The 14,300-nt window shown below is 70.8% G+C and carries 19 protein-coding genes and 1 pseudogene; 4 read left to right on the top strand and 16 right to left on the bottom strand.

The annotated features are described in order from the left end of the window. Window positions 1-33: 33 nt before the first annotated feature. From ACZ53N_RS14880 to ACZ53N_RS14865, 4 genes are all read right to left on the bottom strand, one after another. Entirely contained in the window at window positions 34-711 is a 678-nt protein-coding gene (locus tag ACZ53N_RS14880; RefSeq protein ID WP_469141251.1) for an alpha/beta fold hydrolase, read from the bottom strand. A gap of 39 nt (window positions 712-750) precedes the next feature. After that, window positions 751-1,923, bottom strand: a complete 1,173-nt coding sequence (locus ACZ53N_RS14875) for an FAD-dependent monooxygenase (RefSeq protein ID WP_469141250.1) — start codon at window positions 1,921-1,923, stop codon at window positions 751-753. Window positions 1,924-1,925: 2 nt separating this feature from the next. Continuing rightward, complete coding sequence (locus tag ACZ53N_RS14870; RefSeq protein WP_365208747.1) at window positions 1,926-2,288, bottom strand: YybH family protein; 363 nt, start codon at window positions 2,286-2,288, stop codon at window positions 1,926-1,928. 335 nt (window positions 2,289-2,623) lie between these two features. Then, window positions 2,624-3,106, bottom strand: coding sequence for an SRPBCC family protein (locus ACZ53N_RS14865; protein WP_469141249.1), 483 nt, complete (start codon window positions 3,104-3,106; stop codon window positions 2,624-2,626). Between the two features lie 66 nt (window positions 3,107-3,172). On the opposite strand from ACZ53N_RS14865, the gene ACZ53N_RS14860 reads away from it, so the two are divergent. Continuing rightward, the gene (locus tag ACZ53N_RS14860; RefSeq protein ID WP_469141248.1) at window positions 3,173-3,751 is read left to right on the top strand and encodes a TetR family transcriptional regulator; all 579 of its coding nucleotides are present in this window, start codon (window positions 3,173-3,175) and stop codon (window positions 3,749-3,751) included. A gap of 115 nt (window positions 3,752-3,866) precedes the next feature. Here the strand turns inward: ACZ53N_RS14860 and ACZ53N_RS14855 are convergent, their stop codons facing one another. The 5 genes from ACZ53N_RS14855 to ACZ53N_RS14835 all read right to left on the bottom strand — a co-directional run bounded on the left by ACZ53N_RS14855 (window position 3,867) and on the right by ACZ53N_RS14835 (window position 8,020). After that, a complete protein-coding gene (locus ACZ53N_RS14855; protein ID WP_469141247.1) occupies window positions 3,867-4,394 on the bottom strand; it encodes a GtrA domain-containing protein in 528 nt (175 codons plus the stop codon). Between the two features lie 331 nt (window positions 4,395-4,725). Beyond that, a complete protein-coding gene (locus ACZ53N_RS14850; RefSeq protein ID WP_469141246.1) occupies window positions 4,726-5,514 on the bottom strand; it encodes an ABC transporter permease in 789 nt (262 codons plus the stop codon). After that, a complete protein-coding gene (locus ACZ53N_RS14845; RefSeq protein WP_469141245.1) occupies window positions 5,511-6,500 on the bottom strand; it encodes an ATP-binding cassette domain-containing protein in 990 nt (329 codons plus the stop codon). The genes ACZ53N_RS14850 and ACZ53N_RS14845 overlap by 4 nt, the downstream gene beginning before the upstream one ends. Window positions 6,501-6,574: 74 nt before the next feature. After that, on the bottom strand, window positions 6,575-7,417 hold the full coding sequence (locus ACZ53N_RS14840; protein WP_469141244.1) for a DUF4097 family beta strand repeat-containing protein: 843 nt from the start codon (window positions 7,415-7,417) through the stop codon (window positions 6,575-6,577). A gap of 84 nt (window positions 7,418-7,501) precedes the next feature. Continuing rightward, complete coding sequence (locus tag ACZ53N_RS14835) at window positions 7,502-8,020, bottom strand: hypothetical protein (RefSeq protein ID WP_469141243.1); 519 nt, start codon at window positions 8,018-8,020, stop codon at window positions 7,502-7,504. Window positions 8,021-8,387: 367 nt separating this feature from the next. Between ACZ53N_RS14835 and ACZ53N_RS14830 the strand changes: the two genes are divergently transcribed. After that, window positions 8,388-8,993, top strand: a complete 606-nt coding sequence (locus ACZ53N_RS14830; protein WP_469141242.1) for a GNAT family N-acetyltransferase — start codon at window positions 8,388-8,390, stop codon at window positions 8,991-8,993. A gap of 135 nt (window positions 8,994-9,128) precedes the next feature. On the opposite strand, the gene ACZ53N_RS14825 is transcribed toward ACZ53N_RS14830, so the two are convergent. Continuing rightward, complete coding sequence (locus ACZ53N_RS14825) at window positions 9,129-9,602, bottom strand: carboxymuconolactone decarboxylase family protein (RefSeq protein ID WP_469141241.1); 474 nt, start codon at window positions 9,600-9,602, stop codon at window positions 9,129-9,131. 251 nt (window positions 9,603-9,853) lie between these two features. Between ACZ53N_RS14825 and ACZ53N_RS14820 the strand changes: the two are divergent. Further along, window positions 9,854-10,007: pseudogene (locus ACZ53N_RS14820) on the top strand (saccharopine dehydrogenase); the annotation flags it as partial. 120 nt (window positions 10,008-10,127) lie between these two features. On the opposite strand, the gene ACZ53N_RS14815 reads toward ACZ53N_RS14820, so the two are convergent. The 6 genes from ACZ53N_RS14815 to ACZ53N_RS14790 form a co-directional block, all read right to left on the bottom strand. Next, window positions 10,128-11,249: a GDSL-type esterase/lipase family protein gene (locus tag ACZ53N_RS14815; RefSeq protein WP_469141356.1), complete on the bottom strand. Its 1,122-nt coding sequence runs from the start codon at window positions 11,247-11,249 to the stop codon at window positions 10,128-10,130. A gap of 23 nt (window positions 11,250-11,272) precedes the next feature. Further along, on the bottom strand, window positions 11,273-11,842 hold the full coding sequence (locus ACZ53N_RS14810; RefSeq protein ID WP_469141240.1) for a TetR/AcrR family transcriptional regulator: 570 nt from the start codon (window positions 11,840-11,842) through the stop codon (window positions 11,273-11,275). 217 nt (window positions 11,843-12,059) lie between these two features. After that, window positions 12,060-12,398, bottom strand: a complete 339-nt coding sequence (locus tag ACZ53N_RS14805; RefSeq protein ID WP_469141239.1) for a nuclear transport factor 2 family protein — start codon at window positions 12,396-12,398, stop codon at window positions 12,060-12,062. 16 nt (window positions 12,399-12,414) lie between these two features. After that, complete coding sequence (locus ACZ53N_RS14800) at window positions 12,415-12,594, bottom strand: hypothetical protein (protein ID WP_469141238.1); 180 nt, start codon at window positions 12,592-12,594, stop codon at window positions 12,415-12,417. A gap of 106 nt (window positions 12,595-12,700) precedes the next feature. Further along, complete coding sequence (locus ACZ53N_RS14795; protein WP_469141237.1) at window positions 12,701-13,624, bottom strand: aldo/keto reductase; 924 nt, start codon at window positions 13,622-13,624, stop codon at window positions 12,701-12,703. A 61-nt stretch (window positions 13,625-13,685) separates the two neighbouring features. Further along, window positions 13,686-14,012 carry a hypothetical protein gene (locus ACZ53N_RS14790; RefSeq protein WP_469141236.1) on the bottom strand — a complete coding sequence of 109 codons (327 nt, stop codon included), beginning with the start codon at window positions 14,010-14,012 and terminating at the stop codon, window positions 13,686-13,688. A gap of 3 nt (window positions 14,013-14,015) precedes the next feature. Here ACZ53N_RS14790 and ACZ53N_RS14785 point away from each other — a divergent pair, with 3 nt between their 5' ends. Then, the gene (locus ACZ53N_RS14785; RefSeq protein WP_469141235.1) at window positions 14,016-14,222 is read left to right on the top strand and encodes a hypothetical protein; all 207 of its coding nucleotides are present in this window, start codon (window positions 14,016-14,018) and stop codon (window positions 14,220-14,222) included. Window positions 14,223-14,300: the final 78 nt, after the last annotated feature.

The following is a 14,300-nucleotide window of genomic DNA, read 5'->3' as shown; positions in this document are numbered from 1 at the left end:
GCGGGCACGGCCGCCGCCCGGCCGGCGAGTACCTCAAGCCTCCGGTGCCGACTCCAGGAGGATCTTCAGGAGGTCTTCCGGGACGTCCCGCATCAGATTGTGCTTGCCTGCCAGGGCGTGCGTCGTCCACTGGGGGTCCGTCCGCAGGCGCTCGTACAGCGCGGTGAACGGTGACGCGCCATCCCACTCCGACTCCGTGGCGTACACGTACGTCCGGCTCCGGAAGCGGCTGAGATCCCCGCTGAGGCGGATGCGCTGCAGGGCCGAGGCCAGGGGGTGGGGAGTGGTGCGGGGGTCGAAGAACGGCAGCGGCGGGATCGCGTAACCGGTTTCGCCGACCGTCCGGTACCAGTCCCGCTCCGCCGGAACGAGGCCGAAGACGGAGTCGCCGTCCTGCGGGACAAGCGCGTCGAGGTAGACCAGGGAGTCCACGCGCTCCGGCAGCCGGTCCGCGACGCCGGTGATCACCATGCCGCCGTAGCTGTGGCCGACGAGCACCGCGTCCTCGATGTCCTCGGCCTCCAGGACGCCGGCCACGTCCTCGATGTGGGTGTCGAGGTTCACGGTGGAGGTCAGGAGGTGGGCGCGCTCGGCGACGCCGGTCAGCGTCAGCGCGTGCACACGGTGGCCGAGCAGCCGCAGCGGGTCGGTGAGCGTATCGAAGCTCCAGGCGCCGTGGCACATGCCCGGAACGAGAACGAAGGTGGCCATGGCTGACTCCTTTAGTGGTGACGGTCGTGCCGCGCGCGGTCAGGCTTGCGGGCTGTCGGCGCCCGTGACGCGCCGGTAGTGCTCGGTGATCCGGGCGAGTTCGGCGGGGGTACGGGCGCCCGCGCCGGCATGCAGCTCGCGGTTGGCGGCGATCACGGCCGCCGTCGCCTCCCGGCGCGTCTTCTCATACGCGGCCAGCCCCGCCGGGCAGCCGGCGTCGGCGAGCGCGTCGGCCAGAGCACGGGCGTCGACGATCGCCTGCGACGCGCCGTTCGCCCCGACCGGGTACATGGGGTGGGCGGCGTCGCCGAGGAGGGTGACCCGGCCCGAGCCCCAGGAGGGCAGGGGGTCCCGGTCGACCATGGGGTATTCGAGGATCATCGAGCTGTCGGCGATCAGGGCGGGCACATTGAGCAACCCGAGGTTCCAGTGGCCGATGTGGCGAAGGACGCCCTCCGGCCGGCCCGGGAGGTTCCAGTTGGCGTCGCCGGGCAGCGGGCCCGGGTCGGCGACCTGTACCTGGGCCACCCAGTTGATCAGGTCCGGCCCGATCGGGTACGCGATGAGTTCAAGGCCCGCCTCGCTGCCCGCGCCCCGTGCGACGATGCCCGCCCCGCGCGCGATGAGCATCGACTCGCCGCCGAGGAAGGGCCGGCGCTCGGTCACCCCGCGCCACATCCTTACCCCCGACCACGCCAGCGGCCCCTGGTCGGGGTGCAGTTGAGCGCGCACCGCCGAGTGGAGCCCGTCCGCGCCGACGAGGACGTCCGCCGCGATCTCCGTGCCGCCCAGCAGGCCCCGTACGGAGTCGGCGTCCTGCGCGAACCCCGTCAGCCGGGCGCCGGTGCGGACGGCGCCGGGGCCGAGCCGCTCGCGCACCGCGGACAGCAGCAGCATCTGCAGCCGTCCGCGGTGCACGGCGTACTGCGGCCGGCCGTAGCCCCCGGCGAGCCCGCGCTTCTCGGTGAAGAGCGTGGCCCCGAACCGGTCGCAGTAGACGTTCTCGGTGATGGCGACGCCGATACGGGCCAGGTCGTCACCGAGACCGAGGTCGGTGAGCTCCCGCACGGCGTGCGGGAGGAGGTTGATGCCGACACCCAGCGGGCGGAGTTCACGGACGCCCTCGACCAGGGACGACTCGATGCCCGCCGCGTGCAGGGCAAGGGCGGCCGTCAGACCGCCGATCCCGGCCCCGGCTATGAGGACGCGCATGATCAGCCGGCGATCTCGGGGCGGTCGATGATGCGCAGCCAGGTGCCGTCCGCCTGCCGCCGGGCGACCTGGACACGGCCGCCGGTACCGTCGGCGGGCCGCGTCGAGGTGACGGCCAGGTCACCATTGCGCACGGTCGGCAGCGGCTCCTCCACCTCGAAGCGCGGCGCCTGCGCCATCATCTGCCGGTACAGGGCGAGGATCGCCGCCCGGCCGACGGTCTGCGACCCCGGCGGGTAGGCGACGACGGCATCCTCCTCGTAGAGCTCGGCGAGCCCTTCGGCATCACCGGCGTTGGCGCGCTCCACGAACATCCGGGCCAGATCCTCGGGCTCGGTGGCGCGGGTGCGAGGGGTGGGGCTCATGGCGAATCGGCTCCTCTTGCTCCTTCTGCGGGCCGGGCCTCTGGCGGCCTGCCCTGTGCCTCCAGCCTGGCGGCACACGATCTAGAAGTCCAAGAGCTGGTCGTGCTGAGTGCCAGAACTATTCGTTATGGCATTTCACGGGCTAGCACCTTGCTTCGTCCCCCGTGGCCGAGGAGGCCAACTTCCTTACCGGTCACTCGAGATGAGGATCAACCAAGTGCATTCTGTGACTGGTGAACAGCAGCCGGGGGCCGCGGCGTCCGCGTCCGCGCCGCACTCCCCTGTGCTGCGGCGTGGACGCGGCCGCCCCCGTGCCGACGGCCTGCGGGCCGGCGTCAGCGGCCAAGAGCTCGCAGCAGTCTGACGTAGGGGCTCCAGCGCGCGGGTTTTGCCACTGCCCCGGTGCAGGCGCGTTCGGCGCGGTCGAGGCTGTCCTCCAGGCACGCGTCGTGGAGCGGGCGCCAGAAGAGCGGCCAGGTGAGGCCGGCCGGGCCGCGGGCGGCCATGGAGAGGGTGTGGCGCAGAACAGTGTGCCCGTCTCCGGCGGGCAGGGCGGCGTATTCGTGGAAGCCGTCGAAGCCGCGCGGCCCGCTGAAGGTGAAGCGGACCCATGTGCCGGGGACGTAGGCGGCGACGCTGTAGCGGACGGGTCCGTGGCCGCCGGCCGCCCCCGGCCCGAGAGGCCGGTCGAACACCATCGGCGGCCAGGATCCGCGCGGCCACAGCCGGTCGCCGTCGCTCGCGAGGCCGTCGATCAGCGCCCCCGCCTCATGCTCCGTCACGGGCAACAGGCGCTCGTGCACGTTGTGGACGTCCATGGATCCTCCGTCTCCCGAACCATATAGAGAGTCATCTCTAATATTGTGGAGAGTACTCTCTGATTCATGGCCCGACCACCCCGCTTCGACCTCGACCAGCTCCTCGACGCCGCCGTACGGCTCGCCGCGGCCTCCGGACCGGCCGGTGTGACGATGTCCGCGGTCGCCAAAGAGGTCGGGGCACCGAGCGGTTCGGTGTACCACCGCTTCGCCGGGCGAACCGTGTTGCTGGCCGAGGTGTGGCTGCGGACGGTCGAACACTTCCAGGAGGGTTGGCTCGCCGCCCTCGAAGGCGAGGCCGACCTCCGGCGGGCGGGGAGCGCGGCAGCCCGCCACGTCGTCGCCTGGAGCCGCGCCCATCCGCGGGAGGCCGCCCTCCTGCTCTACGGCGCCCAGGACTTCGGACGCGCCGACTGGCCCGACGAGCAGGCCGGGCGCGCCGACCGTGGCCACCAGCGGGTGCGGGCCGCCGTCACCCGCCTCGCCACCGCCTTGGGCGCCACGGACCCCGCAGCCCGCGAACGCGTCTCCCTCGCCGTGATCGACCTGCCGCTCTCACTCGTCCGCCGCCACCTACGGGCGGGCGAGCCGCTCCCCGGCCACGCGGAGGGCCTGGCCGAGGAGTGCACAGCGGCACTTCTCTGATCGCAGGGCAGAGAAGGGAGTCCATCCGGAACGTCGGCCCACTTGCCCGGGCCGCCCCAGGACTTCGCACGCAGGCCCCTCACCGCTCGCGGCTCGGCGGAGCTCGGCGGAACGGTCAGGCGGCGCGGCAGAGTGCCGCGGGACCGGTCGGGGCCGAGGCGCGGGCCATGGTCGCGCGCAGGGGTCGGGAGGCGTGGACGGCGACTGCGGCCTGCGAGCGGTTCCGCGCGAAGACGACGAGGCGCAGCACCGCGAACCGCGCGACACCAGCGAGTGCGGAGGCGGACAGGTAGACGACCTGCTCGAGCACCGCACCGGGTGCCGCCACCAGTTGCTGCAGGACAAGCATCGCCATGCAGGTCACCGCGTACGCTGCCGCCGCGGACCCGGCCGACTGCGCGTGCTGGCGCCAGGTCGCGCGCCTGCCCCCGCCGAAGGTGAAGCGGGCATGCAGCTCGGTGGCGAGGAGCGTGGAAACCGCGGTGATCAAGGCGTTGGCCATGACCCAGGGAATCCAGGAGGCGAGGGCCGCCACAGCGAAGCTGGAGGCGAGCCCCACCCCGCCGCCGCAGAGCACGAAGCGGGTAAAAGCGGTGAGGGCTCCGCCAGGTGCCGCCTGCTGCTGGCTCTGTGCTGTCTTCACGATCCGACCCCTCTTGATGGTTCTCCCCCGCGAACCGCGCCCCTCGGCCTGCGGGACCGAGGGGCGCGCCGCCTGTGGTGCCATCATGGCGCATCAGTGACACCATTGCGAGCCATTAATGGCACCAATGGTTTCATCAGGGGCTCCACAACCTGGTCGTAGCTCATGGACTCGCAGGTCAGGCGCCTCCTGCCGTCAGCGCCAAGCAGGCAAATTGTTGGCCGGGCGGGCGGCGGGAACGCGGACGGGGCGGCGTACGCCGACGCGGTGTCGGAGTACGCCGCCCTGGAGCGGGACGAGCCATGGGAGGCGGCTCGCGCAGCCGTCCTGGCTACTTCGGATCGCGATGGAAAGCCGCCTTCGACCAGAAGTAGCCGAGGGCGGAGAGACCTACGCACCAGGTGACCGCGAGCCATCCGTTGTGGCCGATCTCGGTGCCGAGCAGCAGCCCGCGCAGGGTTTCGATGGCCGGGGTGAACGGCTGGTACTCGGCGACCGGCTGGAACCAGCCCGGCATCGAGTCGACCGGGACGAAAGCGCTCGAGATGAGCGGCAGGACGATCAGCGGCAGTGCGTTATTGCTGGCCGCCTCGGCGTTCGGGCTGACCATGCCCATCCCGACCGCGATCCACGTGAGCGCCAGGGCGACAAGTGCCATCAGCCCGAACGCCGCGAGCCACTCCAGGGGTGTGGCGTCGGTGGACCGGAAGCCGATGGCCACGGCGACGGCGCCCACGAGGACCACGCTGGCGACCGATTGCAGCACGCTGCCGATGACATGCCCGATGAGCACCGAGCCGCGGTGGATCGCCATCGTCCGGAAGCGGGCGATGATGCCCTCGGTCATGTCGTTGGAGACGGACACCGCGGTCCCTACCACAGTGCCTCCAATGGTCATCAGCAAAATGCCCGGCACGACGTAGGCGATGTACGCGGAGCGGTCGGCGCCACCTCCCATTCCCGCGCTCATCACGTCACCGAAGACGTAGACGAAGAGCAGCAGCAGGATGATCGGGGTGAGTAGTAGGTTCAGGGTGAGGGAGGGGTAGCGCCGGGCGTGCAGGAGGTTGCGGCGCAGCATGGTGGTGGAGTCGCGTAGGGCGAGGGGGAGGGTGTTCATCGGGGTGCTGCTTCCTTGGCCTGGTGCGGGTGGTGGTGGGTGGTGGTGAGGGCGAAGAAGACGTCGTCGAGGTCGGGGGTGTGGACGGTGAGTTCGTCGGCTTCGATGCCGGTGGTGTCCAGCCGGTCAAGGAGGGAGCGCAGTTCGCGTTGGCTGCCGTCGCTGGGGATCTGCAGGGCCAGTGCCTCGTCGTTGCGGGTGGCCTCGCGCAGGGCGTCGGCGGCAAAGTGGTACGCGCCCGGGTCGGTGAAGCGGAGCCGCACGTGTCCGCCGGGGATGAGGCGCTTCAGCTCCTCGGCGGTGCCTTCGGCGGCGATCTTGCCGTTGTTCAACACTGCGATGCGGTCGGCGAGTTCGTCGGCTTCCTCCAGGTACTGGGTGGTGAGGAGGACGGTGACGCCGTCGGAGACGAGCTCGCGGATGATCTGCCACATGTTGTGACGGGAGCGGGGGTCGAGGCCGGTGGTCGGCTCGTCGAGGAAGATGATCCGCGGGCCGCCGACCAGCGTCATGGCGATGTCCAGCCGCCGCTTCATCCCCCCGGAATAGGTGGAAGCGGGCTTCTTCGCCGCCTCCACCAGATCGAAACGCTCCAGCAGTTCAGCGGCGACCCGCCGCCCCTCACCGCGGGAGAGATGATGCAGATCCGCCATCAGCAGCATGTTCTCCTCACCGGTGATCAACCCGTCCACGGCCGAGAACTGACCGGTGACACCGATCGCGGCACGCACCCCGTCCGGTGACGTGGCGACGTCGTGGCCCGCGACCTGGGCCTGCCCGCCGTCGGCGGTGATGAGCGTGGACAGGATCTTCACGACGGTGGTCTTGCCGGCACCGTTGGGCCCGAGCAGCGCGAACACCGAACCGGCCGGGATGCGCAGGTCGATGCCGTCGAGGACGGTCTTGTCGCCGTACGACTTGCGCAGACCGATGGCGGAGACGGCGGCAGGCGGCGCGTAACCGTCGACCCGACTGGACGTGGGCATGACAAAAGAAGGCATGAGGCCCTCCGTTCGAAGGCTGAAGTGAGTGGGGGCGGGGCCGGTTGAGGATGTGGCGCTCAGGCCTTGGCGCGACGGATGTCGATGTTGCCGTGCCGGGTCCGGGCGCGGACCTCGACGGTGCCCTCGGCCGTCTCCGGGGCCTCGGACGCGGTGAGCGTGTTGCGCACCTGACCGAAGCCCGAGTTGGCGTCGAGCCAGGCGGCGGTACCCTCACGGATGCCGACCTCGATGGAGCCGTAGGAGGTCTCCAACTGGACGACTCCGCGCGCCACTTCGCCTACCCGCAGGGTGCCGTGGGCAGTAGTGGCGGCGACCGAGCCCTCGGCGCGCGTGATGTCGATGTCGCCGTTGGCGCCACTCACCCGCAGCTCCCCGGTCGCGGCGCCGACGGTCGTGGTGCCGTGTGAGTTCTTCAGGACGGCGGGGCCGTCGACGAAGCCGACGCGCAGACTGCCGGAGCTGGTGGTGATCTCGGCCATGCCCTCCACCCGGTCCACGGAAATCGAGCCGTGGGAGGCGGTCAGCTTCAGCGGGCCGGTGGTGTCGAAGCGGGCATCACCGGACGAGGTCTTCACGCGGACCTCGCCGAGCCGGCCCTCGCCGTGCACCTGGGTCCAGGCGCCGGCCACCTCGACGCGCGAGCCCGTGGGCAGTTCGACCGTCACATCGACGATGCCGGTCCGGCCGAACGGATTGGACTTGGGCGTCCTGACGGTCAGGACGCCGCTCGCGTAGGTGACGTCGGTCTGGTCGGCCGTCCGCACGTCCCGGTCCTTCTTCGGGTTGCGGGGCCGCACCTCGACGACGGTGTCGAGGCGGTCGACCGCGATGAACTGGATGGAACCGGCCTCCACATGTGCCGTGGCCGAGATCGGTTCGGGAGTGTCGTAAGAAGGCATGGCTGTCCCGTCCTCATGAGTCTTTGGGCCGTCCCCGCAGGTGGGGCGCGGTGTGGGTGAAGTGGTGCGAGCGGGGACGCGCGACTAGCGCACCCAACCCGTGATGCTCTGCCCGATGCTCTGGGCCTTCCCCGTCGTACGCGGCCGGGTGCCACCGTCGACCGCGGCCGACACGGCGCGCACCAGCCACGCGTTGACCGACAGGCCCTCGCGACTCGCGGCCTCCTCGGCGCGGGCCTTGAGATGAGCCGGCAACCGCAGGTTGACGCGCGCGGTGCCGCCCTCGTCGCCGTCGGCCGGTGCCGATGCCTTGAACGGTTCGACGGGCGCGGCCGGTCCCGCGGGGGCACCACCGTCGGTGGGCGGCAGTGTCACCACGAAGTCGGGGTCCAGCCCGCGCAGCCGTACGTCGACCGAACCGGGGGCGAGCTCACGGGTGATCTCGTCCATCGCCGCGGAGAGCACATTGAGCATGGTCAGCCGGGTCGCCGACTCCAGAGGAGCGGTGAGCCGCTCGGCCAGCTCGCGGGCTTCGTCGCCGCCGGCCTCGGCGGCCACCGCGAGTTCGCGGCGGAGGGTGTCGACATACGGGGTGAGGTCCATGACGTCATCATGGCACCACAGTGGCGCCATACGCAAGCCTGGACGGTGTCGCGCCAGGGAGATCCCCAAGGACACCCCGCCCCACCTGCGGAAACGCCAAGAGGGCGGCCTGAACCCTTGCGGCACCCCGCGCATCCGGGCGCTACCGGTGGCGACGGAACGGCGACGGGTGGCACCGAATGGCGTCAAGCGGTGCCACATGACACCACGTGGCGCCATGTGGCCTCGTAGGAGGTGGTCTGCCCCGCCTCCCACAGCCCGCCGCCGACCCGGGCACGACCACGGCGGCGCGAGCGGACCGAGAGGCGCGGGCCCATCGGCAGAACGACCGATGCGCCGGAAAGATCTTGGAACCTACGTTGGCCGCATGCAAGCACCGAACACACCCAGACCGATCGAGACCGGCGACGCTCCTGAGATCACGCGCATCCTGGCCCGCGCTTTCGGGGACGACCCGATGATGCTGTGGCTCTTCCCTGACGAAGAAGGGCGTGAGGGCCGTCTCGCCCAGTGGTTCGACGTCATGCTCACGCACAAGTACGGCCCACTCGGTCACTGTGAACGCACCGACGCGGCAGCGGCCTTCTGGACGCCGCCCGGTACGGCCGAGCAGCATCCGGACGAGGGGACGCTGGCCCTCATCAACGGGCTGCTGGGCGAGCACGTTGCCCGGTTGGGGGAAATGCTGGAACTGGTCGGCGAGGCAACCCCCCAGGAACCCCACTGGTACCTGGCGGTGCTCGGAGCCGACCCGGCGGCCCAGGGCAGCGGTCACGGCGCCACCCTGCTGCTTTCGGGCCTGGCCAAGGCCGACGCGGCCGGACTGCCGACCCACCTCGAATCGTCGAAGCAAGCCAATATCGGCTTCTACGAGCGGTTCGGGTTCACCGTGCGGGGCGAGATCCATGTGCCCGGCGGCGGCCCGACGCTCTGGTCGATGTGGCGGGAGGCGCGCGGAGACGTTCGCCCGTAGGCCCCAACCCGGCCGGCCGGCTCGGGCCGGCGTTTCCCGTGGAAACGCCGGCCCGATGTGTCCCCGCTACGCTGCCGCGCGCTCGCCGCGCACCCTGCTCCGCCTGGCCGACGTCGCCTCGAACAGCACTCCTCGTTACCCGAACTGGCCGGGCTGGTAGTCGCCGGCGGGCATCTGGAGCATGACGTTCCCGCGGTTGAAGGCGTTGATGACGGTGATGACACCCACCAGGGCGCCGAGCTGGTCCTCGTCGTAGTGCTGGGCGGCGCGCGCCCAGACCTCGTCCGGGACGCCGCCGGCCGCATCGGCGATGCGCGTGGCCTCCTCCGCCAGCTCCAGCGCCGCGCGCTCGGCCTCGGTGAACACCGTGGCCTCCCGCCAAGCCGCCACCAGGTTGAGGCGCTCCGCGGACTCTCCGGCGTGCACGGCGTCCTTGAAGTGCATGTCCGTGCAGAAGCCGCAGCCGTTGATCTGGCTGGCGCGGAGCTTCACCAGTTCCTGCGTCGATGCCGGCAAGGTCGAGTCCTCGAGCACCTTGCCCGCGGCGATGATGTGCTTGAAGACCTTGCCCAGGACCGGGTTGGTGAAGGGGTTCAGACGTGCTTCCACGATGCGCTCCGTTGCCGTAGTCCGACGGTTACACACCTTTGACGTGGCAGCTCGGCGAGATGTGACATCGGCACCCTGTGACCTGCGCCATCCCTCTTGCGTTCCGGCAGCGGGCCCCGCACTTCCCCGGCTCCCCCGCCTACTGCTCAGCAGCGACCTGGACCGCCGAATCCTATGACTCGCGTCGGTGGTGTTGTCCGCTGTCGTTCGGGGCGGGGCGCGTCGATGGAGCCCCGGCCCGTCATCGGGGAGGGGAGTTCACGATGGCCGACGTCGTGACCGTACCCAGCCATCTGCCCATCCCGGAGGTGCGTACCCATATGACGGGTCGAGGCGGCCCGGGACATCGCGGCCCCGGACACACCGACGCCGGGCGCCGTCGACGAGGCCGGGCGGTCCGCCCAGCCCGTCCGGGCCGCCACAGGAGCAGGCGGCGTCCGTCCTGCCCGTCCGCGCCACCCTGCGCCACGCCGACTGGACGCCTGCCGCGCTGCGCCGACCAGGCGAAGACTGCTGTTCGTGCAGTCATCGAGCGAACGGGCCACCGGTGCCGAACGAGATGCGTGCGAAGTTCTCGCCGATGCGCCGGTGTCCCGCGGGGCATGGGTGGATCTCGTCGGGCAGGGGCAGCTCGGCGTAGTCGCTCTCGCCGTAGAGGTCGCGGCCGTCGAGGTAGTGCAGGTTCGCGTCGTCGGCGGAGCGCGTCTCGACGATCCGGGCGAGCTCGTCACGGATGACCCGCAGCGTCAGGCGTCCGGCGGCGACGTCGGCCGGGTCGCCCGTGGCCGTGAACGTGAGTGTGCCGCCGGCGAAGTCCGGGGCGAGCGGGCCGGGGGTGTCTTCCTGGAGCGGGCACCAGGTGGGAGAGACGACCAGGAGGGGTGTGGTGGGGTGGCCTTCGCCGATGGTGTCGAGGAAGCCGTGCACGGCGGGGGTGAAGGCGCGCAGGCGCATCGCGTCGGTGTTGACGAGGTTGATGCCGATCTTGGCGCTGATGAGGTCCGCGGGGGTGTCACGGATGGCGCGGGCGGTGAAGGGGTCGAGGAGGGCGCTGCCGCTGAAGCCGAGGCTGACCAGTTCGACATCCGCTCGGTGGGCGGCGAGGGCGGGCCAGGTGCCGGTGGGGTGGGTGGCGTTGGAGCCGTGGCTGATGCTGCTGCCGTGATGCAGCCACACCCGCCGCCCGGCGTCGTGGGCAGGCTGGACGGGGGTGTCGCTGCGCAGGGCGATCAGCTCGGTGATCTCCGTGTGCGGCAGCCATATCTCGATGTCCTTCATGCCCGGGGGCAGGGTGGTGAAGCGTGCGGTGCCGGGCTCCCCCTCGTGGAGCTCGGCGGCCCCGGTGGACAGGTCGATCTGAAGGAGCTTGCCGCCGCTCACGGTTGCCTGCGAGGTGAGGCGGCCGTCCACCAGCAGGTCGTACACGCCGTCAGCGGGTGCGGGCATGCCGTGGTAGGCGCGTTTGGTCGGCAGCGTGTCCAGCTCGACGACGGTGGCCTCCGTGCGGAAGGCCAGGCGCACGCCGGAGGGTTGGGCTTCGGCCATGGCGAGCTGTCCGTCGGGGATCTGCCGCCGGGCCCGCTCGGGGAGGCGGTGCGGGAGCAGACCGCGCTCGGTGCGCTCGATGTCCAGGGCGCCGCGCAGCATGCCGGGGGTGATGGGCGTAAGTATCACGAGGTGGTCCAGGTGCGGAGAAGGCGGTCGAGGGAATCGATGGTCCAGGTCCACGACTCACCGGGACCGGGGGTGCTGTGGGCGAAGGATCCGGCGAGCTCCAGGGCGGTGAAGCCGTGGAAGACGGCCCCGAGCAGCCGGATCGCGTGGGTCTGTTCGGGCTCGGGCAGGTCGTAGCCGCGCAGGACGGCCCGCATCAACTCCGCGTGCCGCACCCCGGCGCTGCCGGCCGCGGTCTGCGGGTCGAGCCGGTAGCGGGCGGCCTCGTAGCGGCCCGGGTGCTGACGGGCGTAGTCGCGGTACACGGCGGCGAACGCGGCCAGGGCATCCTTCCCGGACCGTCCCGCCACCGCGTCGGCGGCCTGGTCGGCCATCTCCTCCAGGGCGAGCAGGCAGATGCGGGTCTTCAGATCCTGCGCGTTCGCCACGTGGGCGTACAGGCTCTGGACCTTGACGCCGACGTGCCGGGCGAGGGCCGAAGGGGTCACCTGGTCGAAGCCGAGCCGGTCGGCGAGTTCGGCACCGGACCGGGTCAGGGTGTCCGGGGTCAGTCCTGCTCGGGCCATATGGGTACTCCTCCGCTCGACTCCACTCCCCAACGAAGACCATCATGCATTTACCTGAAACCTTTAGGCAAATTGATCTCGTGATCACTCGACGAGCAGACCGGCGACGCGCTCGCCGGGACCGCGACGTGAAGGTCACTCCGCACACGAACGGCCCCGTGGTTCCCGCGATCGCGGGAGCCACGGGGCCGATACGCCGGTTGTCCGGGCCGGTAGGTCAGACGACGAACCAGACGCGCTCGATGCGTTCCTCGCCCACCTCGTACATGGCCACGGCGGTACGCTCCTCGTCACCCATGAAGCCGGTCACGCGCTCCTGGTCGATGACGACGCGGCCCTGCGTGACGCGCGAGACGAGTTCGGCGTGCAGGTCGGGGCTGGAGGCGAAGAGCTTGGCGTAGCGCTCGCGGAAGGCCGGACCCGAGCGGTCGGTGAGGATGTCGCCGGAGGGGAAGGCGTGGACGGGTACGTCGTCGATGTAGTAGCTGAGGAACTTCTCGAGGTCGCCCGCGTTGTAGGCCGCGAGCTGGCCGTCGACGATGTCCTGCGCAGACATGGGAAAACTCCTCTTCTCACCCGGCCGGCACGAGCGGGCGGCGGGTACGTGTGCGGATGACGAGCAAGGAGCCGGCCGGCGCGATGCCGCCCGCCACATGGGCCGGACCCAGGAGCAGCAGGCCCGACCTCGGCTCCAGGAGAAGGCCGACGAGCTGCTCACCGACACCGAACTCCAGACCGAAGTAGAAGATCATACTGGCCCTGATCCGGCCGTACCGTGCGGCAGGGGCGGGTTCGAGGACTCGTGCGTCGGTGAAGTGGATCCACCATGGCCCCCTGCGGGGAGGTCACCATCTGGATTCAGATATCCGCATGGCGGCCCCGCGTTCCAAAGGCGTCCCCGAGGCGGGCGATCTCCTCGGTGCTGAGGACGAGGTCGGCAGCGGCCGCGGAGTCGCGGATCGATGCCGCGCGGCGCGCGCCCGGGATGGGGACGACGGCCGGGGACAGGGCCAGCAGCCAGGCGAGGCAGACGCGTTGCGGGCTCACGCCGTGCTCACGGGCGACCTCGTGGAACGGCTCGTACGCCGTTCCGTGCCCGGAACCTCGGTCGTCCGCCGCAGGGCCTTCCAGGACGCTTCTGGAGATGCCTCCGAGCGGGCTCCACGGCAGGAACGCCACCCCGAGTTCCTCGCAGAGCCGCAGCTCGGGGGCGCTGTCGCGGGCCGCCGGGGAGAAGCGGTTCTGTACGGATGTCAGACGGCCGCCGAGTACGGCGTGGGCCTCGCGGATCCGGTCGGTGTCGACGTTGGAGATGCCGGCCGCGCGGATCTTGCCCGCGTCGAGGAGTTCGGCGAGGGCACCGACGGACTCGGCCCACGGCACCTGCGGGTCGGGTTTGTGGAGTTGGTAGAGGCCGAGCGTGTCGACGCCGAGGCGCCGGCGTGAGGCGTCGCAGGCGCTCTTGAGGTGTTCGGGCGTGCCGGTCACGGTCCACGAACCGTCGCCGGGTCTGCCGCGCCCGCCCTTGGTGGCGACCAGGACCCCTCCGGTGTCGCCGCCGTAGCTGGTCAGGGCGCGGGCGACGAGCGACTCGTTGTGGCCGGTCTCGCCCGCGTGCCAGTGGTAGGAGTCGGCGGTGTCGATGAGGGTGACTCCGGCGTCGAGGGCCGCGTGGATCGTGGTGATGGCCGCGCCCTCGTCGGGCCTGCCTTCGACGGACAGCGGCATGGCGCCGAGGCCGATCGCGCTGACGTGGACATCGCCCAGGCGGCGTGCGCGCATGGCGGGAACCTCTCTGTACGCGGATGGGGTGGTGGGATTACGGCTGCAGCGCTCCAGCACTTCAGCCCTTCAGCGCGGCGATCTGCTCGGCTATGGCGTCCGGCAGCCAGTCGGCCGTGTCCGAGAAGCGGAAGCCGAGGCTTTCGGCGCGGGAGTTGTCCATGCCGTAGTAACGGTCGAAGGCGAACGGCGACGCCTCGGCCCCCGGCTCCACCGTGCGGTAGACCGGCGGGCGGCTGCCGTGCTCGGCGATGCGCGCACAGAGGTCCGTCACGTCGAGTTCGCCGTGGGAGCGGGCGTTGACGGGGCCGAGGAAGTCCGCACCCGCCGCCCAGATCAGGAAGTCCGCGATCTCGTGTTCGCCGATGAACGAGGATGGGTGGTTCACCCGGTGGATGTCGACGGGCCTGCCGGTACGAACGCGCTCGACGTAGTGGCGCAGCCGGCCGGTGAAGTCGGCGTCGCCGCCGCCCAGGACGTGTCCGGACCGGACGGCGACGAAGGGGAACGCCGGGTCCCGGGCGAACTCCGCTTCCGCCTGGCGCTTTCCCTCGCCGTAGTGACGGTTACGGAACTCCCCCTACTGATCTTTTCGTAAGTTCGGTGGGGTTGCTGAGTGGATGGTCAGGCCGGTGTGGGCGAGGAAGGACCATGGCAGTTGTGGGTTGTGGTTGAT

The organism is Streptomyces sp. NPDC033229 (assembly GCF_055576875.1).
Note: the sequence above shows the minus strand (reverse complement) of the source record. Positions and strands in the feature narration are given on the sequence as shown.

What these genes read in the sequence shown, in the direction of transcription:
- ACZ53N_RS14880 (WP_469141251.1), bottom strand. Translation starts at nt 711, where the DNA reads ATGGCCACCTTCGTTCTCGTTCCGGGCATGTGCCACGGCGCCTGGAGC.
- ACZ53N_RS14875 (WP_469141250.1), bottom strand. Translation starts at nt 1,923, where the DNA reads ATGCGCGTCCTCATAGCCGGGGCCGGGATCGGCGGTCTGACGGCCGCC.
- ACZ53N_RS14870 (WP_365208747.1), bottom strand. Translation starts at nt 2,288, where the DNA reads ATGAGCCCCACCCCTCGCACCCGCGCCACCGAGCCCGAGGATCTGGCC.
- ACZ53N_RS14865 (WP_469141249.1), bottom strand. Translation starts at nt 3,106, where the DNA reads ATGGACGTCCACAACGTGCACGAGCGCCTGTTGCCCGTGACGGAGCAT.
- ACZ53N_RS14860 (WP_469141248.1), top strand. Translation starts at nt 3,173, where the DNA reads ATGGCCCGACCACCCCGCTTCGACCTCGACCAGCTCCTCGACGCCGCC.
- ACZ53N_RS14850 (WP_469141246.1), bottom strand. Translation starts at nt 5,514, where the DNA reads ATGAACACCCTCCCCCTCGCCCTACGCGACTCCACCACCATGCTGCGC.
- ACZ53N_RS14845 (WP_469141245.1), bottom strand. Translation starts at nt 6,500, where the DNA reads ATGCCCACGTCCAGTCGGGTCGACGGTTACGCGCCGCCTGCCGCCGTC.
- ACZ53N_RS14840 (WP_469141244.1), bottom strand. Translation starts at nt 7,417, where the DNA reads ATGCCTTCTTACGACACTCCCGAACCGATCTCGGCCACGGCACATGTG.
- ACZ53N_RS14835 (WP_469141243.1), bottom strand. Translation starts at nt 8,020, where the DNA reads ATGGACCTCACCCCGTATGTCGACACCCTCCGCCGCGAACTCGCGGTG.
- ACZ53N_RS14830 (WP_469141242.1), top strand. Translation starts at nt 8,388, where the DNA reads ATGCAAGCACCGAACACACCCAGACCGATCGAGACCGGCGACGCTCCT.
- ACZ53N_RS14815 (WP_469141356.1), bottom strand. Translation starts at nt 11,249, where the DNA reads ATGCTGCGCGGCGCCCTGGACATCGAGCGCACCGAGCGCGGTCTGCTC.
- ACZ53N_RS14810 (WP_469141240.1), bottom strand. Translation starts at nt 11,842, where the DNA reads ATGGCCCGAGCAGGACTGACCCCGGACACCCTGACCCGGTCCGGTGCC.
- ACZ53N_RS14805 (WP_469141239.1), bottom strand. Translation starts at nt 12,398, where the DNA reads ATGTCTGCGCAGGACATCGTCGACGGCCAGCTCGCGGCCTACAACGCG.
- ACZ53N_RS14800 (WP_469141238.1), bottom strand. Translation starts at nt 12,594, where the DNA reads ATGATCTTCTACTTCGGTCTGGAGTTCGGTGTCGGTGAGCAGCTCGTC.
- ACZ53N_RS14795 (WP_469141237.1), bottom strand. Translation starts at nt 13,624, where the DNA reads ATGCGCGCACGCCGCCTGGGCGATGTCCACGTCAGCGCGATCGGCCTC.